Below are 25600 nucleotides of genomic sequence, written 5' to 3'. Positions count from 1 at the left end.
GGATCGGCAGAAGCAATACAACCCCTCTTTTTTCCTCCCCAAGGTCCCATTTCGAGTTTTCGTTGTGAACAACGCAAAAACGGCTATTCATGAAATATTCTAATGATTGACAACAGGTGATGTAGTGACATCCCTTACTAAGTTGATAGCTGCCCTCCGCCCCGCCAAATAGGTGGGATATGAGGTCTGCCGATCTGCTGAAATTTTGGCAGATTTAAGAACTTTTTCTACGAAGTCTCACACAGAAAAAGTTCTATAAAATGCTGAAATTTCCGCAGATTGAGCACCCTAATTGGCCCTTTTGCCCTTGTTGGTGGGCCAAACGGGAAAATCAAAAACGGCAGATTTACGCAGCCTGCTCCGAGGCCACGACTGGAGGCCAGATGCTGTGATAGGATCACGCTATTTCGAGCGTCCCACGGGGTTTCCATGACAACCAATATCTCCTCCCTTGCCAATCTCATCTGGTCGGTGGCTGACCTCCTGCGAGGTGATTTCAAACAGTCCCAGTATGGCCGCATCATCCTGCCCTTCACCGTGTTACGTCGTCTTGAGTGCGTGCTGGCCCCGACCCGTGACAAGGTGCTGGCCACCGCCGAGAGCACCAAGGCCATGCCCGAGCTGGCCCGCCATAAGTTGTTGCTGAATGCCGCCGGGCAGAGCTTCTACAACACCGCCAAGCTCACCTTGGATAACCTTGGCGAGAAGCAGATTGGCGACAACCTGGATGCCTATGTGCGGGGCTTTTCCCGTGAGGCATTCGAGGTGTTCGAGCACTTCAACTTCGCCGCCAGCATCGATCTGCTGGAAGATGCCGACCTGCTTTACAAGGTGGTTCGCAACTTCGCCAACGTCGATCTCTCCCCCGAGACCGTAGACAACTACCACATGGGTCTGGTGTTCGAGGAGCTGATCCGCAAATTTGCTGAAAGCTCCAACGAGACCGCCGGTGAGCACTTCACCCCCCGTGACATCGTGCGGCTGACCACCTCGCTGGTGTTTGCGGCCGATGACGAGGCCCTGACGACGGCAGGGGTGGTGCGGACCATCTATGACCCCACCGCCGGCACCGGCGGCTTCCTCTCCTGCGGCATGGAGTATCTGCACGAGCTGAACCCGGCGGCACGTCTCGCAACCTTTGGCCAGGAGCTCAACCCCGAGTCCTTTGCCATCTGCAAGGCCGACATGCTGATCAAGGGGCAGGACATCAGCAACATCAAGCTGGGCAATACCCTCTCCGACGACCAGTTGCCGCTGGAGAAGTTCGACTACTGCCTCTCCAACCCACCATTCGGAGTGGACTGGAAGAAGGTCGAGAAGCAAGTGCGGGACGAACACCTGCTAAAGGGCCACAGCGGCCGCTTTGGGGCGGGTCTGCCCCGTGTTTCTGATGGCTCACTCTTGTTCCTGCAACATCTTATCGCCAAGATGAAGCCGGAGGGTGCCCGGATCGGCATCATCCTCAACGGCTCCCCGCTCTTTACCGGTGGGGCAGGTAGCGGCGAGAGCGAGATCCGCCGCTACATCCTGGAACACGACCTGCTCGATACCCTGGTGGCCCTGCCCACCGACATGTTCTACAACACCGGTATCGCCACCTATATCTGGGTGCTGTCGAACCACAAACCGGCCGAGCGTAAGGGCAAGGTGCTGCTGATCAACGCCAGCGACATGCACAGCCCAATGAGAAAATCCTTGGGCTCCAAGCGTAAGCAATTGAGCGACGAGGCCATTGAGCAAATCGTCCGCCTCGCCAGCCGTTTCGAGGCGAGCCCGATCGCCAAGATCTTCCCCACCACCGCCTTCGGTTATCGCCGTATCACGGTAGAGCGGCCGCTGAAACTGGCGTTCTATCCGCAGGATGCCGAGCGGCTCGCTAGCCTCACTGCCGATAAGGGTTGGGCCAAGCTCGATGGCACCCTGCAGTCTGCCATTCTCACTGCCTTGGGCCAGTTCGCTGAGGCCAAGTTGCTCTCTCGCGACAAATTCAAAAAGCAACTGATCAAGCTGCTAGGTGAGGTCAAGCTACCCGCCCCGGCCTTCAAGCTGCTGGTGAACCATCTGGCTGAGCAGGACGACGCCGCCGAAGTGTGTAAAACCAAGGGCGAGCAGGAGGCTAATGCGGATCTGCGGGATAACGAGAATGTGCCGTTGGGGGAGGATATCAATGACTACCTCAAGCGGGAGGTGCTGCCCCATGTGCCGGATGCCTGGATCGACACCAGTAAAACCGACCCGCTCGATGGTCAAGTGGGCATCGTGGGCTACGAGATCCCCTTTAACCGCCACTTCTACCAGTACCAGCCGCCCCGGGAGCTGGCAGCGATTGATGCTGATCTCGATGCGGTCGCCAAGGAGATTATGCAACTGCTGGCGGAGGTGTATTCATGAGCGAAGCAGTGACTACCCGACAGCAAGAACTGGCAGGCAAGTATCGCCCCTATCCGGATTATAAGGATTCTGGAGTGGTGTGGTTGGGGGATATGCCAAGTTATTGGCTAACGAGCAAATTGCGCTATATGTTCACGTTTGGTAAAGGGCTGACTATTACCAAAGAAAATCTTCGTGATGAAGGTATTCCTTGCGTTAACTATGGCGAAGTACATTCGAAATACGGTTTCGAAGTGGACCCAACAAAGCATCCTTTGAGGTGTGTTGAAGAAGATTATTTAAAAACGTCATCCAGCTCAGTGCTGAATATCGGTGACTTTGTCTTTGCCGATACATCCGAAGATATCGATGGGTCTGGTAATTTCACTCAGTTAACAAGCGACGTTGTAACATTCGCGGGCTATCACACCATTATCGTTCGTCCAATCGATAAAAGTAGTCATCGTTTTTTTGCATATCTTTTTGACTCGAAAGAATTTCGCACAGCTATTCGTCATGCAGTGAAAGGCGTCAAAGTTTTCAGTATCACCCAAGCGATTCTTCGAGGGGCTGATATTTGGCTTCCATCACAAGACGAAAGACAACGGATAGCCGCCTTCCTCGACTACGAAACCGCCCGGATTGATCGGCTGATTGCCCAGCAGCAGCGGCTGATAGAGCTACTGAAAGAGAAGCGGCAGGCGGTGATCTCCCACGCCGTCACCAAGGGCCTCAACCCCTATGCCCCCATGAAAGACTCCGGCGTTGAGTGGCTTGGCCACGTGCCGGAGCATTGGGCATCTATTCGTGTCAAACAGGTATCTACTTTCATTACTTCTGGCCCGCGTGGCTGGTCTGATTTCATATCAGAGAATGGGGAGGAAGTATTTCTTCAAAGTGGTGATCTAAATAATGAACTTGGTTTGGATCTTGATAAGGCGAAGCGTGTAACCCCGCCTAAAAATACTGAAGGTGTGCGAACGAAGTTAATTGATGGTGATGTTGTTGTTTGCATAACAGGTGCAAACACAGGACGAGTTGCAATTGTTGAAAATTTGTCAAGGACAACATATATAAATCAGCATTTGAGTTTAATTCGTCCACTAACGTCGAAGATTAGCTCAAAATATTTGGGGTTCAGTCTTGCCTCGTCAGGTGGTCGATCATTCTTTGATGTTGTTCAATATGGGCTCAAAGAAGGATTGAGCTTAAGTAATATATGTGAGGTGCCAATTGCGCTGCCACCAATAGATGAACAACATCAGATAGCTAAACATATCGAGTCAAAAAATATTTATTTTGACAAATTAACAAGTTTTGCGATCCATCAAGTTGACCTACTCAGAGAACGCCGCACCGCTCTGATCTCCGCCGCCGTCACCGGCAAGATCGATCTGCGTGGCTGGACACAGCCTGCCGAAGAGGTGGCCGCATGACGCTAACGGGGCTGGCGTGCTACGACTTTGTCAGCCAACTGGCAGCCTTGCCGTTTGTCGAGGCGATCTGGCTGTTTGGTTCACGGGCCCGTGGCGATCACCGTGAGCGTTCCGATATCGATCTGGCCATCGAGTGCCCCGGTGCCTGCGAGGCGCAATGGCAGCAGGTGTTGGCGATCATCGATGAGGCCGATACCCTGCTCTCTATCGATTGTGTGCGACTCGATGAGGAGTCGCCCCAGAGCCCGCTGTATCAGGCCATCCTGCGTGACAGGGTGCCTCTCTACCGACGAATGACGCCTTAAGGAAGTGCAATGAGTCTGGATCTGAATCTGGTTGCCCTTGGCAACGCCCTCAACCGCCTCGCCGAATCCCTGAGCTATGACGCGAGCCAACCGCTGGTGGTCGATGCCAGCATCCAACGCTTCGAGTTCTGTATCGAACTGACCTGGAAGACCCTGAAAAAGGCGCTGGCGGCGGAAGGTATCGAAGCCAATACCCCCCGTGAGTGCATGAGCCAAGCCTATGCGGCCCACTGGCTGGCCGATGAGACGGTCTGGTTGTCGATGCTCAAAGATCGCAACCTGACCTCGCATACCTACAAGGAAGATCTTGCGGTCGAGATCTATCGCCGGCTGCCGGGGCATCTGGCGGCGATGCAGTCGCTTTATCAGGTACTGCTGGCCCGAGGGGGTCAGCCATGAGCCTGGACCTCAGTTTGGATAACAAAGCACGGGAAAAAGCCTTTCAGGACCATATCATCGAGCAACTGGTCGCATCAGGTTGGTTGGTCGGTGAGTCGGCACTCTATGACAAAGAGAGAGCCCTCTACCCCGAAGATGTGATCGCCTATGTGCAGGAGAGCCAGCCAGAGGGGTGGCAGAAATACTGCAAGACCTACGGTGAGGAGCCAGAGCGTCATCTGCTCAACGCCGTGGCTCGATCCCTTGAGAGCGATGAGCGGGGCACCTTGTGGTTACTCCGTCATCAGGTAGAGGATCGAGGGCACCGGCTGGCGGTGGCCACCTTCAAGCCCGACCATGACCTTAACCCAGAACTGGTCGAGCGGTATGCCAAGAACCGACTGCGGGTGGTGCCAGAGCTGGTCTATAGCCCCCATGGCTATGATGGACGACTCGATCTCACTCTGTTTCTCAACGGCATACCGGTGGCAACGCTGGAGCTCAAGTCTTGCTTCAAACAGAGCTTGGAGAACGCCAAGCAGCAGTACCGCTTCGACCGCCCACTGGTAACGGCGGGCAAGCGTGAGCCCTTGCTGGCTTTTCGTCGCGGAGCCTTGGTGCACTTTGCCGTCAATCAGTTTGAGGTGGCGATGACCACCCGGCTGGCCGGAGCAGATACCTTCTTCTTGCCGTTCAACCGTGGCACAGCCCAAGGCGGTGCGGGGAATGATCAGCCGGAGACAGGGTTCGCCAGTGAGTACCTGTGGCAGGAGATTTTCGCGCCCGAGACCTTCCTCAATATTCTGGGCCGCTATCTGCATCTGCAGGTGAAGCATGAAGAGGACGCACTGGGCCGCCTCAAGAAGAAAGAGACGATGATCTTCCCCCGCTATCACCAGTGGAAGGTGGTTGAGACGCTGCTGGCGACGCTCCAGCGGGAAGGGAGCGGCCAGAAGTACCTTATTCAGCACTCGGCGGGCTCTGGCAAATCGAACTCTATCGCCTGGTTGACCCATCAGCTCGCGTCGCTGCGGCGAGTCAGTGACGGTGGCTCGGGGGATAAGCTATTCAATTCGGTCATCGTCGTCACCGACCGGACCGTGCTCGATAGCCAGTTGCAGGAGACCATCGCTCAGTTCGATCACGCATCCGGGGTGATCTCCCGCATTAATCGGGAAGAGGGGGATGGCAGCAAATCTGCTCAGTTGGCCGAGGCACTGACCAGCGGCACTCCCATCATTATCGTCACCATTCAGACCTTTCCCCATGTGCTCAAGGCCATTCAGGAGAGTACCAGCCTGAAGGCCAGCCGCTTTGCGGTGGTGGCCGACGAGGCTCACTCCAGCCAGACCGGCAAGACTGCCCGTCAGCTGCGTGAGGTGTTGATGGCCGAGCAGTTGAATGATGAAGAAGAGCTCTCGGCCGAGGATGTGATGAACCTGACCTTGGCTGCCCGTGGCGGCAGCCAGAACATCAGCTACTTCGCCTTCACTGCTACCCCGAAGGCCAAGACGCTGGAGCTGTTCGGTCGCCCGCCCAAGCCCCATCTGCCCATTTCTGATGAGAACAAACCCCAGCCGTTTCACGTTTACACCATGCGCCAAGCGATCGAGGAGGGGTTCATCCTTGACGTGTTGCGGAACTACACCAGCTACCAACTGGCCTATAAGCTGGCGATGGAGAGCGAAGCGGCTGATGCAGAAGTGGACAGCAAGAAGGCCAAGCGCAAGCTATCCCAGTGGGTCCGGCTGCACCCGCACAACATTGGCCAGAAAGTGCAGGTGATAGTCGAGCACTTCCGCCAGCACGTTGCACCGCTGCTGGCCGGTCAAGCCAAGGCGATGGTGGTGACCAGCAGCCGGATGGAGGCGGTCCGCTACAAGCTGGCGTTCGACAAATACGTTAAGGACCAAGGCTATCAAGCCATTCGGGCCATGGTGGCCTTCTCGGGCGACATCGAGGACGAGGGGCAGACGTGGAACGAGCGGAACATGAACCCGGAGCTGAAGGGCCGGGACATGCGTAAGGCGTTCGATACGGCTGACTATCAGGTGATGCTGGTTGCCAACAAGTTCCAGACCGGGTTCGATCAGCCCAAGCTGTGTGCCATGTATGTAGACAAGAAGCTGACCGGGGTGGACTGCATCCAGACCCTCTCGCGGCTCAACCGCACCTATCCGGGCAAGGAGAGTACCTATGTGCTCGACTTCGTGAACGACCCGCAGGATGTGCTGGAAGAGTTCCAAAAGTATTACGAAACCGCCACGCTAGACTCGGTGTCGGATCCCAACCTGATCTATGACCTGTTTCACAAGCTCAAGGGCGAAGGGATCTTCACCTGGCCCGAGGTGGTGGCGTTTACCGATGCCTACTTCGACCCCAAGCGGGGTGCCGATGCCTTTTTGCGGCACGCCGTTCCGGCCAGAGATCGCTTCGCCAAGCGTTACCGGCTGGCCATCGATGCTATTCGGGAGTGCCGGACCCAGCTCAAGTGGCTGATCGAACAGGGCGGCTCAGGGAGTGATCAGGCCAACGCCGAGCGGCGGTTGAAAGAGGCCGGGGAAGCCCGTTCGGTGTTGGAGCTGTTCAAGAAGAACCTCAACGGCTATGTGCGGTTCTACGAGTTTGTCTCCCAGATCACCCCCTTCGACGATTACGACATGGAGCGGCTGTGTGTCTTTGCACGCCACCTGCTGCCCCTGCTGCGGGAAGAGGTGTTGGATGAAGAGCAAGTAGACCTTTCCTCGGTGATGCTGAGCCACTACCACCTTAAGGCCAAGCGGACCCAGGATCTGCAACTCAAAGAGAATGCTGCCGGTTATGGGCTGGAGGGGATCGCCTCCCTCGGCAGCGCCAAGCCGAAAGAGGAGAAGAAGGATTTCCTCTCCGAACTGCTGGCTCGGATGAACGATCTGTTTGGCCTGGAAGTGACTGATGGGGACAAGCTCGACTGGGTGCAGGGGATGGTCAGCAAGCTAAGCGAGAACGGCCCCCTGATGGAGCAGGTCCGCAATAACCCACGGGAATCGATTCTGCATGGCGATTTCCCGAATGCGGTGGATGAAGCCGTTATCGGACGAATGGAAACCCAGCAGGGCATGTCGCTGACGTACCTCTCTCACCCCGATAAGGCCAGGGCATTGCAGAATATGCTGCTGGACTTGCTGCTCGAGGGGTTGGCTGGCCATCAGTCATTACGGACACCGAGCCAGTAGGCGTTTGCTGGAGGTGCATGTTAGGGCTGACGTGCTCCTTCAGCGGCAACGAGCCCGATCAAAAGAGGCGGGAACACCATCCTAGGCTAGGTAGGTCGAGGAGGTCTGCCGATCTGCTGAAATTTTGGCAGATTTAAGAACTTTTTCTACGAGATTTCATACAGAAAAAGTTCTATAAAATGCTGAAATTTCAGCAGATTGAGTACCCTAATTGGCCCCTTTGCCTTTGATGGCGGGCAAAAGGGCCAGATTCAAAATCAGCAGATTTACGCAGCCACCACCTCCTCGGACAGCATCACATGAACCGCCTTGGCGATGTGCTCCAACGCCAGCCCATCGGCGTAGCCAGAGTCCAGCATGTGAGTCGTGACGAATGCATCCGGCAGCCCTTTCCGATGGAGGAAGGACTGGACTAGCTGGGCCTGCTCGGGGGTGATGGCGAAATCACCACGAAGGTAGCCCTTACGGTGGTAGTTCTCGATAATCCAGAGTGCCGGTGTGTTGCTTCTACTGCAACGCTCGATCAGCTCGTTCTTCATCTTCTGGCCCAGCGGGCTCTTCTCGACTTCTTCATCCATCATGATATGGGTGGGGTGGATTTGTGGCTCGTAAATCATGCTGTTTCCTTACATCATCGCTAAGTTGGCGTTTCGGTTAGATATTTTTTTGGTGCATCCCTGACATTTTAAGGGTGCCCCTCCAGGGTACTTATACCCTGACCGACGCAATCTGACAAAGTCACCGGCGGGAAACCGTCGTTCAATATCTGATCCGCCCCCTGGCATAAGTAACTCGTGTACCCAAACGACGCGAGGTTACTGTTATGTCACAACACTATGATGATCACCCCGGACAGGGCGATCACATCATCAATCAGGCATTGGCCATTCTGGAAAGCCGACAGCGGCATCTTGGCAATGCCTTCACTCAACCCAAAGCGGCAGCAGACTTCCTTCGGCTCAAGATGGGGGAGTACGAGCGGGAAGTGTTCGCCGTCATGCTGCTCGACAATCAACACCGACTGCTCGATTACCAGGAGCTGTTCTTCGGCACCATCAATGCAGGCACCGTTCACCCCCGTGAGGTGGTCAAGGCGGCCCTCAACAGAAACGCCGCAGCGGTCATACTGGCCCACAACCACCCCTCCGGTATGGTCGACCCCTCGGATGCCGACAAGGCTGTTACCGCTCGTCTCAAGGATCTGCTTGAGATGGTAGACGTGCGAGTGCTCGACCACTTTGTGGTGGGACAGCACGACATCTTCTCGTTTGCCGAGCGGGGGCTGCTATGACTCCATCCAAACCGCTACAGACTCTGTTCGCCAAGATCATCAGCAGCTACCCCGATGCCACTGCCCTGACCCTCAACTTCCGTAGTCCCGATTATTCCGCCGACACTGGCGGTTACCGTCCGGTCGAAATCCGTCTGGAGAAACGGGCTGGCAGCTGGGGGATGGCCTACGTCACTGAGTTCACTTACCTCGGTGGCGAGCTGGTCAAGGATCTTGATTTCGACTTCAACGCCGGGCTGGCCTCACAGCTCTGGTGTGGAGATCGGCCGTTGGCCACCACCATGGACCTCTACCGGCTCTGGGAGAGGAACTTTCTCGACTATCACCGGATGGAGGTCTACCACCTGAAGATAACCCCTGAGTAATCGCCATGAACGACTTCACGAAAGCCCTGCTGCTGGACGCCTTGAAGGCAGCCCTGACGGCGTTTGCGTCAGTCATCGTCAACGCGATGATGGCCCGCTACATGCCGCCACACTTCTACAACATGAACGAAGAGGACTACCCATGAACAAAATGATCCTGACCTCGGTGACTCTGGTTGCCATTGCAGGGGGGACCCTGATGATCCGCCTCATCGCCCGTGACAAGGCTCATGCTGAGGAGCTGGCCAAGGTATTGCGGATGCCGGGCGGGGCGACGCGTCATTGAGATCCCCCGGTCGGCACCCTGCATGACCAATAGATAGAGCAGCCAGAGCATCTGGTTGACTACCCCTGCGGGCCCTCCATTACGGAGCGGCCCGTTTTCATTTGTATCACTGGCACAGGTCAATAGACCAAGCCCGTGTGACGCGAGCGAAAGTGCCACTTTTTGCCGGTCATATGGGTTCCTTTCGACCTTCTGACCGGTCGCGTCAGTGTACCTTGCCCTATTGACCAGGAGGAGACCATGGCACTGGTGGGATATGCACGTGTCAGCACTGTGGGGCAGAGCCTGGATGCCCAGCTTCAGGCACTGGCCGAGTGCAGCAAGATATTTCAGGAGAAGGTGAGCGGGGCCAAGGATGATCGCCCGCAGCTCTCGTTGATGCTGGATTTTGTTCGTGAGGGAGACGTGGTGATGGTGACCAAGCTGGATCGCTTGGCTCGCAACACTCGCCACCTGTTGGAGATCTCGGAGTACCTGCACGCTAAGCGGGTTGCTCTGAGGATTTTGAATCTGGGTATCGATACCTCGACACCTACCGGAAAACTGATGCTGACCATGATCGGTGCCATCGCCACGTTTGAGCGGGAGCTGATGCTGGAGCGTCAGGCAGAAGGGATTGCAATGGCAAAACAGCGTGGGGTCTACAAAGGTCGCAAGCCGACTGCTATGGCTAAAGGGGAGGAGGTGCTGTCACTTGCTGAACGGGGACTAGCTAAGGTCGAAATCGCACGCCGGACGGGGATCAGTCTCTCCAGCGTGCAGAGGATCTTACGCGGGATGGAGGTAAATTCAATGGAATCATAGGCATGTAGGACAATGTCCACTCTCATGAAAACGGTATCAATCACATAAATATATCTGCAGATTCTTTAGTATTTCTCCTTTGGAGCGGTCTATTGAATCGTTATGAAAATATAGGGAACAAGGAGAAACTGATGACAGTTCGTTCGTGGGTATGCATAGGGGTTTGTCTGGCTCTTTCTGCTTGTGGCGGCGGAGGGGGCAGTGACAGCGATAGCACCAACCCTCCGGCCGTTAAATCTTCTATCCAAGGAAAGGCCATCGATGGTTACATCAAGGGTGCCACAGTGTACCTGGACCTGAACTTCAACAAGCGGCTCGACGCAGGCGAACCCAGCTCTGTCACCACAGAGCTCGGCGATTACCGTATGGAACTTACCGGTGCCCAAGAGCAGTGTGCCGAATACGTGCCTCTGGTTGTGGACGTACCTGTAGGTGCGGTTGACCTTGATACTGGCGTTGTCGAGGAGGCATACCAGATGGTTCTGCCTCCCAAGTTTACCCCGATCTCCAACGATGACCTCCTCCACGTTACTCCGCTGACGACTGTCCTTTGGAGCGATGTGGAAAAGCAGTTGGCCAGCGATGGTGCTCTGACTTGCCAGTCAGTCATGGCCGACCAGCTGAAGCGAGAGAAGATCGCGTTCGAGCTGCGAGAGTCTACCAACCGCGTGATCAAGCACTACAACATCTCAGAAAAGAAGCTGTACGCTGACTACATCGCCTCTGGTGACGCTGAAACCGCCACTCTGGCCATGGAAATCGTCCGAGGTCTGCAGGCATCATTCGGGGAGACTGAAGTGTTGAAGAAGCAGCACCCAGATGCGTTCTATGCCTATGTGGACTACCACATCGGTGACAATCGCGACCTAGATAACGCCTACCCCAATGCCTGGTATCGTGAACAGGGTGTCTATTGGGATGATCGTGCAGTTACTCAGTTGGCAAAGGTATCCTCTGACTTCACGCAGGTGATCCGCCAGTTGGCCTACAGCGAGCGTCACTTCCGCAAGACTGCTAGCTACAAATATGTCAACGAGTACAGTTTTGAGTCAAAAGGTGGGGATGACTCTCCGTATGCCTGTGGTGTGCAAGAGGCTATCGAGCATGTAGCTGGTAACAAACTGTATGAGTTGTCCAACTTGGTGAACTTCCAGGCTAATAGCTTTGAAGAGTGTGTCATCGACAACTTGGTTGATGTGGTAACGCAACGCCATGTAGCCGTAGAGGCCACTAATGGTGACGTTAAGTCCACCGGTGAGTTCATCTACGACCGTCAAGCTGGCAGCTTCCCCTTCTTGAACGACTGGATTGGTGTGGCTGATACTATCGATACCCTCAATATGGCTGATCTGGGGTCTGCTCTGGAACAGCTCCCGTATGGTTTCGAAGACCAGACTATCGAGCCAGATGCCCGTTTCTGGGCGAAGACTCAAGTCACCACAGACACAACCGGGGTGAAAACTGAAGTTCGCTACAACGAGCTCGGTAACTATGTCAAAACCGTCACTCAAGTAGACGGCACCTATACCACCGAGTGTGGTACTGATGGTGTGATATGGGGAACATGTAGCTAATAACAACCCAAGGAGCCCTTGCCGGGCTCCTTTTTAGCAGGTTTTGACTGGGTCAAGCCGGTATCGATGCTTGGCCCGGCAGCCACGGCACCATGATTGTATCCTGGTTACACCAGCCATCCGTCTGAATCCGAATTCTCCTGCCCGATAGAACACATGAACGCCAGCCTGTTCTGAACAGTTCGGGCAGCTTTTGAGTTTCTGCCCGTTTTGATGGAACACAACTGAATGGTTGAGGGGCTGGCCACAAGAACACTGGTCGGTCATCGATGAACTCACTTCCGGCGGTTGTCGGTTTCTTTGGCTACCCCTTTGAAGGGATCCCCACCTTGTTTCTGCTCGATAAACTTGCCGCTATCCGTATCGCGTTTCGTCCAGTTCCCATTAACCGGGTTCTGAACTTGGGTACGGTCGTTGACGGAACCTTGTCGATAGCCTTTGCCTGTGTTCGTAGCCATATGTCACCTCGGGTTTAAGTGAGACCCAAAGTTACCATTAGATTTCATTTCGCTCAATATTGGGTTGATTGTTGAGCTTCTGCGGGAGGGGATGGGGTCTTTAATGAGGTGCTTGCAGTGTACGGGGGAGGGCGGGTAGGATTGCCCTGTTTGTTACCCATTTAAGCATGTCCACTTGATGTGGATGACCGTACTTGCGGCGGATTCTCGCTTGTTGAGGTTTCAGAACACTGTGATGGCGCTCAGTTCCATCCCCAAGTGCCTGATTTATTTGGGCTCGCATTGATAACTCGTCAACCTGGTCAGGACCGGAAGGTAGCAGCCAAGGCGGGGGACTCGAGTGCCGGGATGTGGCTGGTAGGGCCACCACTTGTTTCTGCAATTCAATAAGTTACAGCTAATACCCCCTTTCAGACCTCTTGGTAATCCACTTTGTGTGGATGGATCAGGAATCTTCATAGTAAATCTCTGGCTCTCTCCGCAAGGTATCTGGTACTACCGCAAGGTGACCGTGTTCCCCTGTGGCCGCCGCAAAGACATCAAGACATCTCTCCGTATTCGGAACAAACTCGTCGTATGTGAATAAATAAAGCTGGCTGCGGCCCCGTCGCCCATGATGGTCATGGTGCAACCAGTTACACACAAAAGGGCCTTCTGTTTCAGAAGGCCCTTTGTCATTTATGCAAACAGCAGTTGGGTCAGGTAGCCCATCATGACGGCCATCCCCAGTATGACGGTCAGGAACGCCGCTATCATCGGGGTTCTGAACATCGACTTGAGCAGGATCACCTCGGTCAGGCTGGCTCCTGCACTACCGATAATCAGTGCCATCACGGCCCCCATGCCCATCCCTTTGCCCAACAATACCGATGCCAGAGGGATAACGGCTTCTGCCCGGATATAGAGCGGAATACCCACGGTGGCGCTGAACGGGATCGCCAGCGGGTTGTCTGCCCCGGCGTGGGCCGCTATCCATTCGGCGGGGATAAAACCGTAGATAAATGACCCTATCAGCACCCCCAGCAACAAATAAGGCAGTACTTCTCTGAATTGTTGCCAGGCATCGATACGCGCTTTGGCGAAGGCCGTGGAAATGACAGGGGCCTGGGTCAGTGCCGCAGTGCCATCTGCGCAACAAGAGAGAGTGGGGGCGGTCTCATCGGGCTGCGCAGTACAGCAGGATGTCTGAGCCTTTAGCGGTTTGACGGACTTGATAGCATTGCTTGCACAGCAGGCGGTTGCACTCACACTGGCAGGTTCACTTGTTGGGGTGCCACAACCGGTGCCACAGCTACGCCTCTTTGGGGTCAATCACATGACGCTCAAACCCCAGCATGTCCAGCAGCATACTCGCCAGCACCGAAACGCCGGCTGCAATCACGGCATACAGTGCCGTCACTTTCCAGCCAAAGGTGGCCCACATCAGGCCGACGATGATCGGGTTGAGCAGCGGCGAGACAAACAGGAAGGTCAGGGTTGGCCCAAAACCGGCTTTGGCAGACAACAGTCCGCGCAGCATCGGAATGGTTGAGCAACTGCAAAAGGGCGTCAATGCCCCCAGTGCCGCAGAGATTAAGTAGCCCCTTCCTTTTCGTGCTCCCAGCATGGCCTGGATTTTAGTATCGGGGATCTTCTGGCGGATCAAGCTGACCCCTGCACTGATCACCAGAAACAGCACAGAGAGCTCGAAGGCCAGGAACAAAAACATCTGAGATGCATCTGTCAGCATGGTTAACCAGTCATTCATTTTCATACCCTCTTTGATTTACCATATTTCTAAAATAGTCGAATCATTGGGGTGGTCAAGATATTTCTGGTATTATCGAAATATGTTCCATCAAGGAGAGTGAGCTATGGAGTTGGAAGAAGTTGCCAAGGCACTGAAAGAGCTGGGTCATCCGACTCGGTTGTTCATTTTCAAACATTTGGTCAAGGCGGGGGAGCAGGGCCTGCCTGTCGGAGAGTTGCAAAAGCAGCTCGCCATTCCCGCATCGACCCTGAGCCACCACATTGCCGCGCTGGTCTCGGTTGGTCTGGTCAAGCAGAACCGGGAGAGCCGTACCCTGCTGTGCGTCTCTCAATACGAAGTGCTGGAAGAGATCATCGCGTTTTTCCGTGAAGAGTGTTGTGTAAACAGCAACTGTACCTAAATACACCAATAGCAAGGTTTGGGTGGGTTGATCATTTCAACTATTCTTGTATAGTTGTAATCACGAAGTGAATGAAGAGGTTCAAATGAATAAAGATACAGCCACTAAAGTCTTCGAGTCTCTCGCATCCGGTATCCGCCTCGATGTATGGCGTCTGCTGGTCAAGGCAGGGCTGGAGGGGATGGTCGCTGGCCAGCTTGCCAGTGAACTGGATATCGCCCCGAACACTCTTTCATTCCATCTGAAAGCCATGCTGCATGCAGGCCTTGTCTCGGTGGAGCAAGAGGGCCGTTTCTTGCGTTACCGCGCCAATATTCCCCTGATGCTCGACTTGATCGGTTACCTCACCGAGGAGTGCTGCGCCGGTCATCCGGAAGCCTGCGGGGTGATGAGGGCTGAGTCTGGCTGCTCACCCCATGTATTGCCTGCGCAGCCATGCTGCAATAAGGAGTAGACCATGAGACTGATACAAGTTTTTGACCCGGCCCTGTGCTGCTCCAGCGGCGTATGTGGCACAGAAGTTGACCAAAACCTGGTGATCTTCGCTGGCGATGCCGAGTGGCTCAAGCAGCAGGGGGGATCTCTATATCGCTTCAATCTGGCTCAGCAACCTCTGGTATTCGCCGAGACCCCGGCAGTGGCTTCCTTCCTGGAACTGTCCGGTGAAGAAGGATTACCGGTGACCCTGGTTGATGGCCAGGTGGTACTCACCGGTCGCTATCCCAGCCGCGCTGAATTGATGCGTTATGCCGGACTTGAGTCACCGAAAGCGGCTGACGTCGATGGCGAAGACGTTGAACAGCCAGCAGCCGAGCCCAACAAAGCGGGCGCCATCAAAGGGATCGTCAAGAGTGGATGCTGCTCCGGCAGCAGTGGTTGCTGCTAAGCGTCATCGCCTGGTTGGCAAGATCTCTGTTTGCTTTATTGCCTCGTTCTTCCTGATAGGAGTCTCTCATGTCCCCGTTGCTGAACTACTCGTTTCTCAATGATGCGCCACCGTTTCTCTTTTTCACCGGTAAAGGTGGGGTGGGTAAAACCTCGCTGGCCTGTGCCAGTGCGGTTGCCTTGTGTGACAGTGGCAAACGGGTACTGCTGGTCAGCACGGATCCGGCATCAAACGTAGGTCAGGTGTTCGACACCCAGATAGGTAACAGCATTACCGCCATCGCGGCAGTCAGTGGGTTATCAGCACTGGAGATTGACCCGCAAGCCGCCGCACAAGCCTATCGCGAACGTATCGTTGGCCCGGTGCGCGGCAAGCTGCCCGAGAGCGTGGTGCGCAGCATTGAAGAGCAGCTCTCCGGTGCCTGCACCACAGAGATCGCCGCCTTTGATGAATTCACCGCGCTCTTGACCGACAGCAGCCTGGTGGGGGAATACGACTACATCGTGTTCGATACGGCACCGACCGGTCACACCATCCGTCTTTTGCAACTGCCGGGGGCATGGAGCGAGTTTCTGGAGCAAGGCAAGGGCGATGCTTCCTGTCTGGGGCCGTTGGCGGGACTGGAAAAACAGCATAGCCAATACGCAGAGGCCGTGGCTGCCCTGTCAGATGCGGGGAAAACCCGACTTATTCTGGTGGCCCGGGCGCAAGCCTCAACCTTGCGGGAAGTGGCGCGTACCCATGACGAACTGGCGGCCATCGGCCTTGCCAATCAGCAACTGGTCATCAATGGCATCTTCCCGCAAAGCGAGCTGGCGGATGACCCCCTGGCGACAGCCGTATGGCAACGTGAGCAGCAGGCGATGTCTGATATGCCAGCGCTGCTGGCCAGTTTGCCACAAGACAGAGTGCCGCTGTTGGCGACCAACCTGGTGGGGGTGGAGAGCCTGCGCCAGTTACTGGGTGCAGCACCGGTTACCGGGACTTGTGAGGTTGAGATCGCAACCACTGAACCACATCCTGGTTTGAAGCAACTTATCGATGAATTGGCCAGCGATGGCCACGGGCTCATCATGCTGATGGGCAAGGGCGGTGTGGGTAAAACGACCCTGGCAGCAGCAGTCGCGGTGGAGCTCGCCAGTCGGGGGCTGCCGGTTCATCTGACCACCTCGGATCCCGCAGCCCATCTGGGAGAGACCCTGGCTGGCGCCTTGCCTAGCCTGGAGGTCAGCCGTATCGATCCCCACGCCGAGACCGAGCGTTACCGTGCTCAGGTGCTGGCCACCAAGGGGGCGAGTCTGGATGCCCAGGGTCGCGCTCTGCTGGAAGAAGATTTGCGTTCCCCCTGTACCGAAGAGATTGCCGTGTTTCAGGCCTTCTCGCGGATCATTCGTGAGGCGGGCAAGCGCTTCGTGGTGATGGATACCGCACCCACCGGTCACACTCTCTTGCTGCTCGATGCGACCGGTGCCTATCACCGGGAGATCGCCCGTCAGATGGGGGGCAAGGGGATGCACTTCACGACCCCCATGATGCAGCTGCAAGACCCGAAACAGACCAAGGTGATGATCGTCACCCTGCCCGAACCTACTCCGGTACAGGAGGTGGCCAACTTGCAAGCTGACCTGCGCCGCGCCGGTATCGAGCCATGGGCCTGGGTGGTCAATCACATGCTGGCCCCAGCCAGTGTCACCTCACCACTGCTGGCCCAGCGAGCGTATCGCCAGCAGCCCCATATCGACGCGGTCAAGGGGGAGCATGCCAAGCGTTATGCCGTGGTGCCCTTGCAAGCTGTCGAACCGGTGGGCGTGAAAGCGCTGCAAGCGTTGTGTCACCCTGTCCACAGGGCGGGGTGACATGCAACCGCGCGAGTTTACTGCCAAGGCGCAACCAACAGGGGCATTTGCCCGGGTTGAGTCCTTTGTTTCATCCAACTCTCATGGAGTCTCTTGATGAGTACCAACGCCTGCTGCGATCTGCCCGTCAGCAAAAAAATGAGTTTTCTCGACCGCAATCTGACCCTCTGGATCTTTGTCGCCATGGCCATAGGGGTCGGGATTGGTTATCTGTTCCCTCAGGTGGCCCAGTGGAACGAGGCGATGTCGGTCGGTACCACCAATGTGCCGCTCGCCATCGGCCTCATCCTGATGATGTATCCGCCGCTGGCCAAGGTGAACTACGGCATCATGGGCGCCATGACCCGCGACCGTCAGGCCATCACCCTCTCACTGGTGATGAACTGGTTGGTCGGCCCCATCCTGATGTTTGTCATCGCCCTGACATTCCTGCATGACTACCCGGACTACATGGTGGGCCTGATCCTGATCGGTCTGGCACGCTGCATCGCCATGGTGCTGGTGTGGAACGATCTCGGCGGTGGCAGCAAGGAGTACGGTGCGGGCCTGGTGGCGCTCAACAGCGGTTTTCAGATCCTGACTTACAGCTTCATGGCCTGGTTGTTTATTACCGTACTGCCGCCGCTGTTTGGTTTGCAGGGCTTCGCAGTGGATATCACCATGCTGGATATCGCCGAAAGCGTGCTGATCTATCTTGGCATTCCCTTCCTGGCAGGCTTCCTGAGCCGTCACTATCTGGTCAAGGCGAAAGGGGAGAAGTGGTACACCGAGCGTTTTATTCCGGCTATTTCTCCCATCACGCTGATCGCCTTGCTGGCCACTATCGTGCTGATGTTCAGCCTCAAGGGCGAGATGATCGTCGAGTTGCCGATGGATGTACTGCGGGTTGCTGTGCCTCTGGTTGTCTATTTCGTGCTGATGTTTTTCACCAGCTTCCTGGTTGGCAAGAAGCTGGGTATTCCCTACGACAAGAACGCTTCCATCGCCTTTACTGCCACCGGTAACAACTTCGAGCTGGCCATTGCGGTCTCCATCGCCGTGTTCGGGTTGAACTCGGATCAGGCGTTCGCCGGTGTGATCGGCCCGCTGGTGGAGGTGCCGGTCTTGATCGCTCTGGTCAATGTGGCACTTAGAATGAAACGCAACTATCTCAACGCAGAGGCTTAATCATGAATAACACCCAGATCACCATTTACCACAACCCGGCCTGTGGCACCTCCCGCAATACGCTGGAGCTTATCCGTAACTCAGGCGTTGAGCCGACCGTTATCCACTATCTGGAGACACCGCCGAACCGTGAGACCCTGGTTGCATTGATTGCCGCCATGGGCATGCCGGTGCGCGACTTGCTGCGCAAGAACGTGCCGCCTTTTGAAGCGTTAGGGCTGGCCGACGAGCGATTCAGCGATGACGAGTTGATTGACGCCATGCTGGCGCATCCCATTCTGATCAACCGCCCCATCGTGGTGACGCCGCTTGGCACCAAGCTGTGCCGTCCATCAGAAGTGGTGCTCGATATCCTGCCGAACCCTCAGCAAGGGGCCTTCACCAAGGAGGATGGAGAGCAGGTGGTAGATGCACAGGGAAAACGCATCAAGTGACCGAGCCAACCGGGGCACCACCTTGCCTGATGACGGCATGGCAGCAGCATGAACATGAGCTCTATGGGTGGCTACTCAAGCAATCTGGCAGCCCGATGGATGCCGATGACCTGTTGCAAGAGACCTTCATGCGGGCAATCCGCCAGCAGGGCAAGTTCTGCGCCATCGAGAATGCCAGGGCTTGGCTGTTTGACGTCGCCAGACATCTGGTGATTGATAAAAGCCGCAGGCAACGCCCGTTGCTGCCACTCTCTGACGAGTTGGCCATGCAGCAGGGGGAGCTTGATGCGGTCGACTCTTTGGCGGGCTGTTTACCCAGAGTGCTGGAGAAGCTTGCTCAGGCTGATCGGGATATTCTCAGACACTGTGATTTGGATGGCATGAAGCAGGCGGATTATGCCGCCCGATACGGTTTGACCCTTGCCGCCGTCAAGTCTCGTCTGTTGCGAGCCAGGGAGCGCTTGCGTCAGCAGCTCTCTCTTGACTGTCAGGTCAGGTTGGATAGCTCGGGGCGGGTCTGCTGCTTCACCCCGGCGGTGAAGTAAGCCATGAACGCTATTCAGCAAAAAGGCCAAGGTGTTCTCCTTGGCCTTTTCTTTATTTTTTCTTGGCTTCGGCCAGGTATTCATCCAGGGTTTCCTGGTTGGCTGCCTGGACCGTCATGCCATTGGGGCCTGCCCGATATGGCTGAACTGGTTTGCCATGTTGGCGTCTCTGGGGGAGATGAGTACCGGGCAACCCGATGTTGCGGTTCGTGAGTCAATATTCAGGAGTGAATGATGAGTTCTCTTGGCATTCAGAAAATCAGGGATGATGCAGTCGAGTGGGCATTAACCCATGGTGTCGCTTTTAAAGAGTCGCTCTATTCTGCCGTGCATACCCCGTTTACCCTGACACCTACCCCGATCAGCAGAGCGGGCTACCAGCATTTGAAAAGTGCGGCTCAGACCTTGAGCAAACTGATCTATGCCGTCTCTGAGGATCATGGTTTTTTATACGATGCCATTCACCCCATCACGGCAGGCGACCCCTTCTTCTCAGCGCTGCTTGGCATGCATCAACAGATCCACTCATCAGCCACCAAGGCACCCCGGCTGTCACTGCTTATCATGCGCAGCGACTTTATGGACGACCAGCGCGATGGCCACAAGCTGGTCGAGTTCAATGGTATCGCCGCGGGCATGGGGCCATTTGGTCAGCGAATACATGAACTGCACCACTATCTGCAACGGCAATGGCCTGCTGAATATGGGCAGTTGTCACCCGAGGCGATGGGTGAACTTGTCGGCAATGAGGCCATTGAAGGGTTGTCAGCTGGTATTGCCGAGGCCACTTTCAAGATTAAGCGCGAGTTTGGCGACCCTGGCCCGGCAAGGTTTTTGATGATAGTGCAGGAGCATGAAAACAATGTGTTTGATCAACACCTGCTTGAGCTGGCACTCCAGCGCAAAGGGATTGAGACCCAGCGCAGAACCTTTCGTGAACTTCATAATCGACTGAGCACGGGCGCCAACAACAGGTTGATCCTCGATGGTGTCGGCCCCCTCGATACCGTCTATCTGCGGGCCGGATACCAATATTCGTATTATGAGGCAGCCGATCTCAACGAGCAGAGATGCTGTCAGGCACTGATGGCGACCCGTGTGTTGATTGAGCGACACAGAGTCGCCGTCAATGCCACGGTCGCTCAGCAATTGGCGACCAGCAAGCGAGTACAAATGCTGCTGTCGCGTTTGGGAGAAGAGGGATTCGCTGCATTTGGCCTGACCTCGCAAGAGGCTGATACCGTAAGAGGCGTGTTGGGTGAGATGCATCCTGTGACCCCTGATAGCGCATGCTTTATCAAAGCGGCCCCCTCCGACAGCTGGGTACTTAAAAACCAAGGGGAAGGGGGTGGGCATTGTCTGTTTGGGGCGGACATCCCGACAAAATTGGCAATGCTTGACCCACTCCAATATCAGGCCTGGTCACTGATGCGCCGCTTACATCCTGTTCCCAGAGCCATGCCCGCCTGGATAGTACGCAGAGGAGAGCTGCATTGGGTGACGGATTTGATCAGTGAGCTGGGGATGTTCACCGTTCAGAGCGATGGCCATCCTGCCAGCGCGGCGCAAAGCTTTGCGGGATATCTCATTCGTAGCAAATTGGCCGGATCGACAGAAGGGGGCGTTCATAGCGGGCAAGGAGTCCTGGACTCGCTGGTATTCAGTGATTGATGGCGCGAATAGCTGGGTGAAAACCGAGAGAACGCGGCACTGGTAAAAAAAACGGAAAATATGCGCATCCTTTGCTGACATGCAACGTCTTCTGGATAACACCGATGTTGATGGAGCCATTATGTTTCAGATTTTCACCGATCTTGCCAGCTGGCTGGTCTATCAGCAGTTGGGCCTGAGCCCACAAACCAAGCTGGGGGATGCGCTGCATTTCTTCGTGGAGGATGTGAGCAAGATCTTTGCCCTGTTGCTGGTGATGATCTACATCGTGGCCATGCTGCGGGCCTCCCTGAATGTTGAACGGGTGAGGGACTATCTGGCGGGCAAGCATAGAGGGTTGGGCTATCTCCTGGGCTCCGGCTTTGGAGCCATCACCCCCTTCTGCTCCTGTTCGAGTATCGGCTTTACCTCAGCCGGTATTCCGCTCGGGATCACCATGGCCTTTCTCATTACCTCACCGCTTATCAACGAAGTGGCCGTCTTGTTGCTGGTCAGTCTGCTGGGCTGGAAGTTCACCCTGATTTACGTGGTGGTCGGCATGGCGGTTGGCATGCTGGGTGGGGCGTTTCTGGACAAGATCAAGGCCGAGCGCTGGCTGGCCGATTTTGCCGCCGAGGCCCTCAAGCAAGGGCAGCATCAGCAAGGTGATATCGTCCAGCCGCATGCCGATGCCCCGAGCCTCTCACTGGCCAAGCGCCATGCCTTTGCCAAAGAGGAAACCCTCACCATCTTCAAACGGGTGTGGCTCTGGGTCATTGTCGGTGTGGGACTCGGCGCCGCACTTCATGGCTTTGTGCCTGATGGCTGGATTGCCTCACACCTTGGTGCCGGTCAATGGTGGTCAGTTCCGGCTGCCGTGCTGATCGGCATTCCCCTCTATTCCAATGCGACCGGGGTGATCCCGGTCATGGAGAGCCTGATCGTCAATGGTTTGCCCATTGGTACGACACTGGCATTTTGCATGAGCACGGTGGCGGCCAGTTTTCCCGAGTTTATTTTGCTCAAACAAGTGATGAAGTGGCCATTGCTGGGGACCTTGCTGCTGGTGCTGCTGGTCTCCTTCACGCTGGTTGGGTGGGTATTTAACTTCGTATCGCCGTTAATTTCTTGATGAGGAGTGTGAGATGAAACAGGTAAAAGTGCTGGGCATGGGCTGCGCCAACTGCAAGAACACCGTTCAACTGATCCAGCAGGTGGTGGATGAGCTGGGGGTCGAGATCCAGCTTGAGAAAGTCGAGTCCTTGTCCGAGATCATGAAGTACAAGGTGATGTCTACGCCAGCTGTCGTCATCGATGACAAGGTGGTACATGCAGGTGGGATCCCGGCCAGAGACGCAGTGCAAAGCTGGTTTTAAATCGGTAAGGAACAGGTGTTCAGGGAGGCAGCATGGCCTCCCATTTTTATAAATAAATTGTTTTTAATCATGTAGTTATAAACACCATCTCGGTGTCTTTGGATGATGTCTCTTGGCTGCTCCTTGCTATGCGTTTTCACAAGCACGGGGGACGCTAGGGGCGGTGCGCTTTTCATTGATCCCCATCGAATGCAGGTACTCACACATACATTAAGGTTTTTGCGTATTTCTTTGATCATACCCACATCATCATCATTGGTATGGGCCTATGGTTTTTGGATAACTCACCGAGATGAAGGAGTATCCGTATCATGATGCAAACTCATGAAATTGAGCAGATGTGTGTCGTTGCCAAAGGTCCTAATCATGGGCCTGCCCCGATCCCTCAGGAGGGGCAGTGGATCAAGGTCAAAGAGGTGACCGATGTGTCCGGCCTCACTCATGGGGTGGGTTGGTGTGCCCCTCAGCAGGGGGCATGCAAGCTCACGTTAAATGTCAAAAACGGCATTATCGAAGAGGCGCTCATTGAAACAATTGGCTGCACCGGGATGACGCACTCCGCAGCGATGGCCGCCGAAATTCTTCCTGGCAAGACCATTCTGGAAGCCATGAACACAGACCTGGTTTGTGATGCCATCAACGTCTCGATGCGGGAGCTGTTTTTACAAATCATCTATGGCCGCAGCCAGACTGCATTCTCTGAAGGGGGGCTCCCTATTGGTGCGGGTCTGGAAGATCTCGGCAAAGGGCTGCGCAGTGTGACCAGTACCATGTATGGCACAAATCTGAAAGGCGCTCGCTATCTGGAGATGGCGGAGGGATATGTCACTGAATTGGCGCTTGATAACGACAATGAAATCATCGGGTACAAGTTTGTTCAGCTTGGCGTGATGATGGATCACATATCGAAAGGCATGGGGGCTGAGGATGCACTACGGAAGGCAACGGGCACTTATGGCCGGTTTGCCGAGGCAGTTAAAACTATCAACCCGCGCAAAGAATAAGGACAAGACCATGGCACTCTTTGAAGGATACGAGAGACGTATTGCACAGATCACCCCATTCCTTGCCAGTTATGATATCGCCTCGCTGGAGGCAGCCGAACAGATTTGTCTGAAGCAAGGCGTCGATGTCAGGGCAATCGTCAAATCCATCCAACCCATTTCGTTTGAAAATGCTGGCTGGGCCTATCTGATTGGCGCCGCCGCGGCACTGAAAAAAGGTCAGGTATCGGCAGCTGACATCGCACAGACCCTGGGCGAAGGTTTGCAGGCTTTCTGTATCCCGGGCTCTGTCGCCGACGATCGCCAGGTGGGGATTGGGCACGGCAACCTGGCGTCAATGCTGCTGCGTGAAGACACCGACTGTTTCGCCTTTTGTGCGGGCCATGAATCATTTGCCGCGGCAGAAGGGGCGATCGGTCTGGCTCGTTCAGCAAATAATGCCCGGACAAATCCGCTACGCGTCATTCTGAATGGCTTGGGAAAAGATGCGGCCCAGATTATTTCGCGGGTCAATGGTTTCACCTACGTTCAGACCGAGTTTGATTACTCCACCGGCAAGCTCAAGATTGTTCGTGAGAAGGCCTATTCGGCAGGGGAGAGAGCTGCGGTTCGCTGTTATGGCGCGGATGATGTGCGTGAAGGTGTGGCTATCATGCACCATGAGCAAGTCGATGTCGCCATCACGGGCAACTCCACCAACCCCACGCGCTTCCAACATCCGGTGATGGGTGTCTACAAAAAAGAGCGTCTGCTTGAGGGCAAGAAATTCTTCTCGGTGGCATCAGGTGGCGGCACCGGCCGGACACTTCACCCGGACAATATGGGGGCGGGGCCAGCTTCTTATGGCATGACCGACACGATGGGACGTATGCACTCGGACGCCCAGTTTGCCGGTTCATCCTCGGTTCCTGCCCATGTGGAGATGATGGGGTTGATCGGTATGGGAAATAATCCCATGGTGGGCGCCTCTGTCGCGGTTGCCGTTGCGCTGGAACAGGCAATGAAAGCATAAAACATGATGGTTGATTGATGCCGCCACTGATCAGATATTGATGAGTGGCGGCATATTAAACTTATGTAGAATAATTTGGTTGCATCTAATTATCAGAGTCTCGTTCGCCAGACATGCCAAATTCTATCGGTATTAATGTATAGAATACGCTGGTATTATTATTTTTAAGTGCATCAAACATAAGGTTAACTTCGCTCTCCGTTACTGCGAGTGTTACTTCCAATGGTTGGTCAGACAGTTCGAAAAAATGAGCAGAGTGTAACCGGCGATCATGTCCCAACCCTTCATTGGCCGCTAATAATGTCGCACCTTGGATACCGAGGTTTTTCGCTTGTTCAACCAACCATTGTGTTAATGGTTGACCCTGTATTGAACGATCTTGTCGAGTGTAAAATGTTAATTGATAACCTTTCATAAATCCTCCAGTCATAGACGCTGCAATATAGACATCGACCACATTCCTGCAATTGTCATCACCAGTGAACCGACTACATGAACACCAATGGCTGCGCCAGCCCAAACGAATCGTCCTGCTTGCAGTAATGAACTCACTTCGGCAGAAAATGTGGAGAAGGTGGTTAATCCACCGAGAAAGCCGGTGATCACCAGCAGGCGCCATTCAGGGGAGAGGGCCGGATTTGCCGAAAAGAACGCGATAGCGATTCCAATCAGATAGCCTCCCAGCAAGTTTGCGATGAGAGTGCCCGGGGGAATAGTGGGAAAGAGTGCATTGAGCGCTGTTCCCAATAACCACCTTGATATGGCGCCGAGTGAGGCACCACAACTGATGGCCAGAATCGAATTAAGCATATCATTTCGTCCTTTAGTGCTGAGACTCCAGGACAGTGGTGCATAAAGCTACGCAGTCCTGACCTGGACTGAAACGTAGGCATCATTAGCCACAGCGGCGGTTTGTTTGCTTATGCATATGGAGGAATGCCATCTCCAAGCACATTGTATCTCGCGAATTCAACTTCGAAGTGCGACACTCGCCTATGCCGCCTGACGGTACTCTTCGAATACCTTGACAGGCTGCCT

At 55.1% G+C, this 25600-nt stretch carries 29 protein-coding genes, 1 other RNA gene and 1 riboswitch; of the genes, 24 read left to right on the top strand and 6 right to left on the bottom strand.

The genetic code is table 11. The features are described 5' to 3' along the window. Positions 1 to 429 precede the first annotated feature (429 nt). The 5 genes from PG888_RS05090 to PG888_RS05070 are packed head-to-tail and all read left to right on the top strand — an operon-like array spanning position 430 to position 7704. Positions 430 to 2391 carry a type I restriction-modification system subunit M gene (locus tag PG888_RS05090; RefSeq protein ID WP_270692902.1) on the top strand — a complete coding sequence of 654 codons (1962 nt, stop codon included), beginning with the start codon at positions 430 to 432 and terminating at the stop codon, positions 2389 to 2391. Then, positions 2388 to 3806 (top strand): restriction endonuclease subunit S, encoded by a 1419-nt coding sequence (locus tag PG888_RS05085; protein WP_270692903.1) that lies wholly within the window; start codon positions 2388 to 2390, stop codon positions 3804 to 3806. The genes PG888_RS05090 and PG888_RS05085 overlap by 4 nt, the downstream gene beginning before the upstream one ends. Beyond that, positions 3803 to 4111, top strand: coding sequence for a nucleotidyltransferase family protein (locus PG888_RS05080; protein ID WP_270692904.1), 309 nt, complete (start codon positions 3803 to 3805; stop codon positions 4109 to 4111). The genes PG888_RS05085 and PG888_RS05080 overlap by 4 nt, the downstream gene beginning before the upstream one ends. 9 nt (positions 4112 to 4120) lie before the next feature. Then, complete coding sequence (locus PG888_RS05075; RefSeq protein WP_270692905.1) at positions 4121 to 4510, top strand: HI0074 family nucleotidyltransferase substrate-binding subunit; 390 nt, start codon at positions 4121 to 4123, stop codon at positions 4508 to 4510. After that, entirely contained in the window at positions 4507 to 7704 is a 3198-nt protein-coding gene (locus PG888_RS05070; RefSeq protein ID WP_270692907.1) for a type I restriction endonuclease subunit R, read from the top strand. The genes PG888_RS05075 and PG888_RS05070 overlap by 4 nt, the downstream gene beginning before the upstream one ends. Before the next feature lie 266 nt (positions 7705 to 7970). Here the strand turns inward: PG888_RS05070 and PG888_RS05065 are convergent, their stop codons facing one another. Further along, positions 7971 to 8321, bottom strand: coding sequence for a hypothetical protein (locus PG888_RS05065; protein WP_005324909.1), 351 nt, complete (start codon positions 8319 to 8321; stop codon positions 7971 to 7973). 206 nt (positions 8322 to 8527) lie between these two features. Between PG888_RS05065 and radC the strand changes: the two genes are divergently transcribed. The 6 genes from radC to PG888_RS05035 all read left to right on the top strand — a co-directional run bounded on the left by radC (position 8528) and on the right by PG888_RS05035 (position 12024). Beyond that, a complete protein-coding gene (gene radC / locus PG888_RS05060) occupies positions 8528 to 8995 on the top strand; it encodes a RadC family protein (RefSeq protein WP_005324908.1) in 468 nt (155 codons plus the stop codon). After that, positions 8992 to 9360: a DUF2787 family protein gene (locus PG888_RS05055; protein ID WP_270692908.1), complete on the top strand. Its 369-nt coding sequence runs from the start codon at positions 8992 to 8994 to the stop codon at positions 9358 to 9360. The genes radC and PG888_RS05055 overlap by 4 nt, the downstream gene beginning before the upstream one ends. 5 nt (positions 9361 to 9365) lie before the next feature. Beyond that, positions 9366 to 9506, top strand: a complete 141-nt coding sequence (locus PG888_RS05050; protein ID WP_005324906.1) for a hypothetical protein — start codon at positions 9366 to 9368, stop codon at positions 9504 to 9506. After that, positions 9503 to 9646, top strand: coding sequence for a hypothetical protein (locus tag PG888_RS05045; protein ID WP_005345168.1), 144 nt, complete (start codon positions 9503 to 9505; stop codon positions 9644 to 9646). The genes PG888_RS05050 and PG888_RS05045 overlap by 4 nt, the downstream gene beginning before the upstream one ends. A 240-nt stretch (positions 9647 to 9886) precedes the next feature. Further along, positions 9887 to 10450 carry a recombinase family protein gene (locus PG888_RS05040; protein ID WP_005324902.1) on the top strand — a complete coding sequence of 188 codons (564 nt, stop codon included), beginning with the start codon at positions 9887 to 9889 and terminating at the stop codon, positions 10448 to 10450. 131 nt (positions 10451 to 10581) lie between these two features. Further along, entirely contained in the window at positions 10582 to 12024 is a 1443-nt protein-coding gene (locus PG888_RS05035; RefSeq protein ID WP_244776027.1) for a hypothetical protein, read from the top strand. Positions 12025 to 12299: 275 nt separating this feature from the next. On the opposite strand, the gene PG888_RS05030 is transcribed toward PG888_RS05035, so the two are convergent. Beyond that, on the bottom strand, positions 12300 to 12482 hold the full coding sequence (locus PG888_RS05030) for a hypothetical protein (protein WP_005324899.1): 183 nt from the start codon (positions 12480 to 12482) through the stop codon (positions 12300 to 12302). A 269-nt stretch (positions 12483 to 12751) separates the two neighbouring features. Between PG888_RS05030 and ffs the strand changes: the two genes are divergently transcribed. Then, positions 12752 to 12845: signal recognition particle sRNA small type (gene ffs / locus PG888_RS05025), an RNA gene on the top strand. 315 nt (positions 12846 to 13160) lie between these two features. Here ffs and PG888_RS05020 read toward each other — a convergent pair. Together PG888_RS05020 and PG888_RS05015 are read right to left on the bottom strand one after the other, a co-directional pair. Then, a complete protein-coding gene (locus PG888_RS05020; RefSeq protein ID WP_232093638.1) occupies positions 13161 to 13730 on the bottom strand; it encodes a permease in 570 nt (189 codons plus the stop codon). Between the two features lie 43 nt (positions 13731 to 13773). Continuing rightward, positions 13774 to 14229, bottom strand: a complete 456-nt coding sequence (locus PG888_RS05015; protein WP_270692912.1) for a permease — start codon at positions 14227 to 14229, stop codon at positions 13774 to 13776. Between the two features lie 106 nt (positions 14230 to 14335). On the opposite strand from PG888_RS05015, the gene PG888_RS05010 reads away from it, so the two are divergent. From PG888_RS05010 to PG888_RS04955, 12 genes are all read left to right on the top strand, one after another. Next, positions 14336 to 14632, top strand: coding sequence for an ArsR/SmtB family transcription factor (locus tag PG888_RS05010; protein ID WP_042657746.1), 297 nt, complete (start codon positions 14336 to 14338; stop codon positions 14630 to 14632). An 85-nt stretch (positions 14633 to 14717) separates the two neighbouring features. Next, positions 14718 to 15086, top strand: a complete 369-nt coding sequence (locus PG888_RS05005; protein ID WP_042062690.1) for an ArsR/SmtB family transcription factor — start codon at positions 14718 to 14720, stop codon at positions 15084 to 15086. A gap of 3 nt (positions 15087 to 15089) precedes the next feature. After that, complete coding sequence (gene arsD, locus PG888_RS05000; protein ID WP_182939559.1) at positions 15090 to 15518, top strand: arsenite efflux transporter metallochaperone ArsD; 429 nt, start codon at positions 15090 to 15092, stop codon at positions 15516 to 15518. A 68-nt stretch (positions 15519 to 15586) separates the two neighbouring features. Further along, positions 15587 to 17374: an arsenical pump-driving ATPase gene (gene arsA / locus PG888_RS04995; RefSeq protein ID WP_182939560.1), complete on the top strand. Its 1788-nt coding sequence runs from the start codon at positions 15587 to 15589 to the stop codon at positions 17372 to 17374. 96 nt (positions 17375 to 17470) lie between these two features. Next, positions 17471 to 18541 carry an ACR3 family arsenite efflux transporter gene (arsB, locus tag PG888_RS04990; RefSeq protein ID WP_182939561.1) on the top strand — a complete coding sequence of 357 codons (1071 nt, stop codon included), beginning with the start codon at positions 17471 to 17473 and terminating at the stop codon, positions 18539 to 18541. 2 nt (positions 18542 to 18543) lie between these two features. Then, on the top strand, positions 18544 to 18975 hold the full coding sequence (gene arsC / locus PG888_RS04985) for a glutaredoxin-dependent arsenate reductase (protein ID WP_182939562.1): 432 nt from the start codon (positions 18544 to 18546) through the stop codon (positions 18973 to 18975). Beyond that, on the top strand, positions 18972 to 19520 hold the full coding sequence (locus tag PG888_RS04980; protein WP_232093640.1) for a sigma-70 family RNA polymerase sigma factor: 549 nt from the start codon (positions 18972 to 18974) through the stop codon (positions 19518 to 19520). Before arsC ends, PG888_RS04980 begins: the two co-directional genes overlap by 4 nt. A 231-nt stretch (positions 19521 to 19751) precedes the next feature. Then, positions 19752 to 21191: a glutathione synthetase gene (locus tag PG888_RS04975; protein WP_232093641.1), complete on the top strand. Its 1440-nt coding sequence runs from the start codon at positions 19752 to 19754 to the stop codon at positions 21189 to 21191. Between the two features lie 121 nt (positions 21192 to 21312). Next, complete coding sequence (locus tag PG888_RS04970; protein WP_270692915.1) at positions 21313 to 22302, top strand: permease; 990 nt, start codon at positions 21313 to 21315, stop codon at positions 22300 to 22302. 13 nt (positions 22303 to 22315) lie between these two features. Next, positions 22316 to 22546 carry a thioredoxin family protein gene (locus PG888_RS04965; RefSeq protein ID WP_182939564.1) on the top strand — a complete coding sequence of 77 codons (231 nt, stop codon included), beginning with the start codon at positions 22316 to 22318 and terminating at the stop codon, positions 22544 to 22546. A 311-nt stretch (positions 22547 to 22857) separates the two neighbouring features. After that, complete coding sequence (locus PG888_RS04960) at positions 22858 to 23550, top strand: iron-sulfur cluster assembly scaffold protein (protein ID WP_182939565.1); 693 nt, start codon at positions 22858 to 22860, stop codon at positions 23548 to 23550. 10 nt (positions 23551 to 23560) lie between these two features. Then, entirely contained in the window at positions 23561 to 24562 is a 1002-nt protein-coding gene (locus tag PG888_RS04955) for a GGGtGRT protein (RefSeq protein ID WP_058051859.1), read from the top strand. Positions 24563 to 24647: 85 nt separating this feature from the next. On the opposite strand, the gene PG888_RS04950 is transcribed toward PG888_RS04955, so the two are convergent. Beyond that, a complete protein-coding gene (locus PG888_RS04950; protein WP_182939566.1) occupies positions 24648 to 24977 on the bottom strand; it encodes a DUF190 domain-containing protein in 330 nt (109 codons plus the stop codon). Positions 24978 to 24988: 11 nt separating this feature from the next. Next, entirely contained in the window at positions 24989 to 25372 is a 384-nt protein-coding gene (crcB, locus tag PG888_RS04945) for a fluoride efflux transporter CrcB (RefSeq protein ID WP_182939567.1), read from the bottom strand. A gap of 69 nt (positions 25373 to 25441) precedes the next feature. Continuing rightward, a riboswitch (Fluoride riboswitch) is annotated at positions 25442 to 25518 on the bottom strand. Between the last annotated feature and the right edge of the window lie 82 nt (positions 25519 to 25600).

Origin of the sequence: Aeromonas sp. QDB23 (assembly GCF_027707745.1) — a bacterium.
In the GTDB taxonomy this organism is placed as follows: domain Bacteria; phylum Pseudomonadota; class Gammaproteobacteria; order Enterobacterales; family Aeromonadaceae; genus Aeromonas; species Aeromonas allosaccharophila.
This window is presented reverse-complemented; position numbering and strand designations above follow the sequence as displayed.

Bases quoted from the DNA above. Each gene is read 5' to 3' on its own strand.
- PG888_RS05045 (WP_005345168.1), top strand. From the start codon at position 9,503: ATGAACAAAATGATCCTGACCTCGGTGACTCTGGTTGCCATTGCAGGG.
- PG888_RS05035 (WP_244776027.1), top strand. From the start codon at position 10,582: ATGACAGTTCGTTCGTGGGTATGCATAGGGGTTTGTCTGGCTCTTTCT.
- arsC (WP_182939562.1), top strand. From the start codon at position 18,544: ATGAATAACACCCAGATCACCATTTACCACAACCCGGCCTGTGGCACC.
- PG888_RS05065 (WP_005324909.1), bottom strand. From the start codon at position 8,321: ATGATTTACGAGCCACAAATCCACCCCACCCATATCATGATGGATGAA.
- PG888_RS05005 (WP_042062690.1), top strand. From the start codon at position 14,718: ATGAATAAAGATACAGCCACTAAAGTCTTCGAGTCTCTCGCATCCGGT.
- crcB (WP_182939567.1), bottom strand. From the start codon at position 25,372: ATGCTTAATTCGATTCTGGCCATCAGTTGTGGTGCCTCACTCGGCGCC.
- PG888_RS05075 (WP_270692905.1), top strand. From the start codon at position 4,121: ATGAGTCTGGATCTGAATCTGGTTGCCCTTGGCAACGCCCTCAACCGC.
- PG888_RS04965 (WP_182939564.1), top strand. From the start codon at position 22,316: ATGAAACAGGTAAAAGTGCTGGGCATGGGCTGCGCCAACTGCAAGAAC.
- PG888_RS05040 (WP_005324902.1), top strand. From the start codon at position 9,887: ATGGCACTGGTGGGATATGCACGTGTCAGCACTGTGGGGCAGAGCCTG.
- PG888_RS05090 (WP_270692902.1), top strand. From the start codon at position 430: ATGACAACCAATATCTCCTCCCTTGCCAATCTCATCTGGTCGGTGGCT.
- PG888_RS04970 (WP_270692915.1), top strand. From the start codon at position 21,313: ATGTTTCAGATTTTCACCGATCTTGCCAGCTGGCTGGTCTATCAGCAG.
- PG888_RS05085 (WP_270692903.1), top strand. From the start codon at position 2,388: ATGAGCGAAGCAGTGACTACCCGACAGCAAGAACTGGCAGGCAAGTAT.
- PG888_RS04955 (WP_058051859.1), top strand. From the start codon at position 23,561: ATGGCACTCTTTGAAGGATACGAGAGACGTATTGCACAGATCACCCCA.
- radC (WP_005324908.1), top strand. From the start codon at position 8,528: ATGTCACAACACTATGATGATCACCCCGGACAGGGCGATCACATCATC.
- PG888_RS05055 (WP_270692908.1), top strand. From the start codon at position 8,992: ATGACTCCATCCAAACCGCTACAGACTCTGTTCGCCAAGATCATCAGC.
- arsA (WP_182939560.1), top strand. From the start codon at position 15,587: ATGTCCCCGTTGCTGAACTACTCGTTTCTCAATGATGCGCCACCGTTT.
- PG888_RS05070 (WP_270692907.1), top strand. From the start codon at position 4,507: ATGAGCCTGGACCTCAGTTTGGATAACAAAGCACGGGAAAAAGCCTTT.
- PG888_RS04975 (WP_232093641.1), top strand. From the start codon at position 19,752: ATGATGAGTTCTCTTGGCATTCAGAAAATCAGGGATGATGCAGTCGAG.
- PG888_RS05050 (WP_005324906.1), top strand. From the start codon at position 9,366: ATGAACGACTTCACGAAAGCCCTGCTGCTGGACGCCTTGAAGGCAGCC.
- PG888_RS04950 (WP_182939566.1), bottom strand. From the start codon at position 24,977: ATGAAAGGTTATCAATTAACATTTTACACTCGACAAGATCGTTCAATA.
- arsB (WP_182939561.1), top strand. From the start codon at position 17,471: ATGAGTACCAACGCCTGCTGCGATCTGCCCGTCAGCAAAAAAATGAGT.
- PG888_RS05010 (WP_042657746.1), top strand. From the start codon at position 14,336: ATGGAGTTGGAAGAAGTTGCCAAGGCACTGAAAGAGCTGGGTCATCCG.
- arsD (WP_182939559.1), top strand. From the start codon at position 15,090: ATGAGACTGATACAAGTTTTTGACCCGGCCCTGTGCTGCTCCAGCGGC.
- PG888_RS04960 (WP_182939565.1), top strand. From the start codon at position 22,858: ATGATGCAAACTCATGAAATTGAGCAGATGTGTGTCGTTGCCAAAGGT.
- PG888_RS05030 (WP_005324899.1), bottom strand. From the start codon at position 12,482: ATGGCTACGAACACAGGCAAAGGCTATCGACAAGGTTCCGTCAACGAC.
- PG888_RS05015 (WP_270692912.1), bottom strand. From the start codon at position 14,229: ATGAATGACTGGTTAACCATGCTGACAGATGCATCTCAGATGTTTTTG.
- PG888_RS05080 (WP_270692904.1), top strand. From the start codon at position 3,803: ATGACGCTAACGGGGCTGGCGTGCTACGACTTTGTCAGCCAACTGGCA.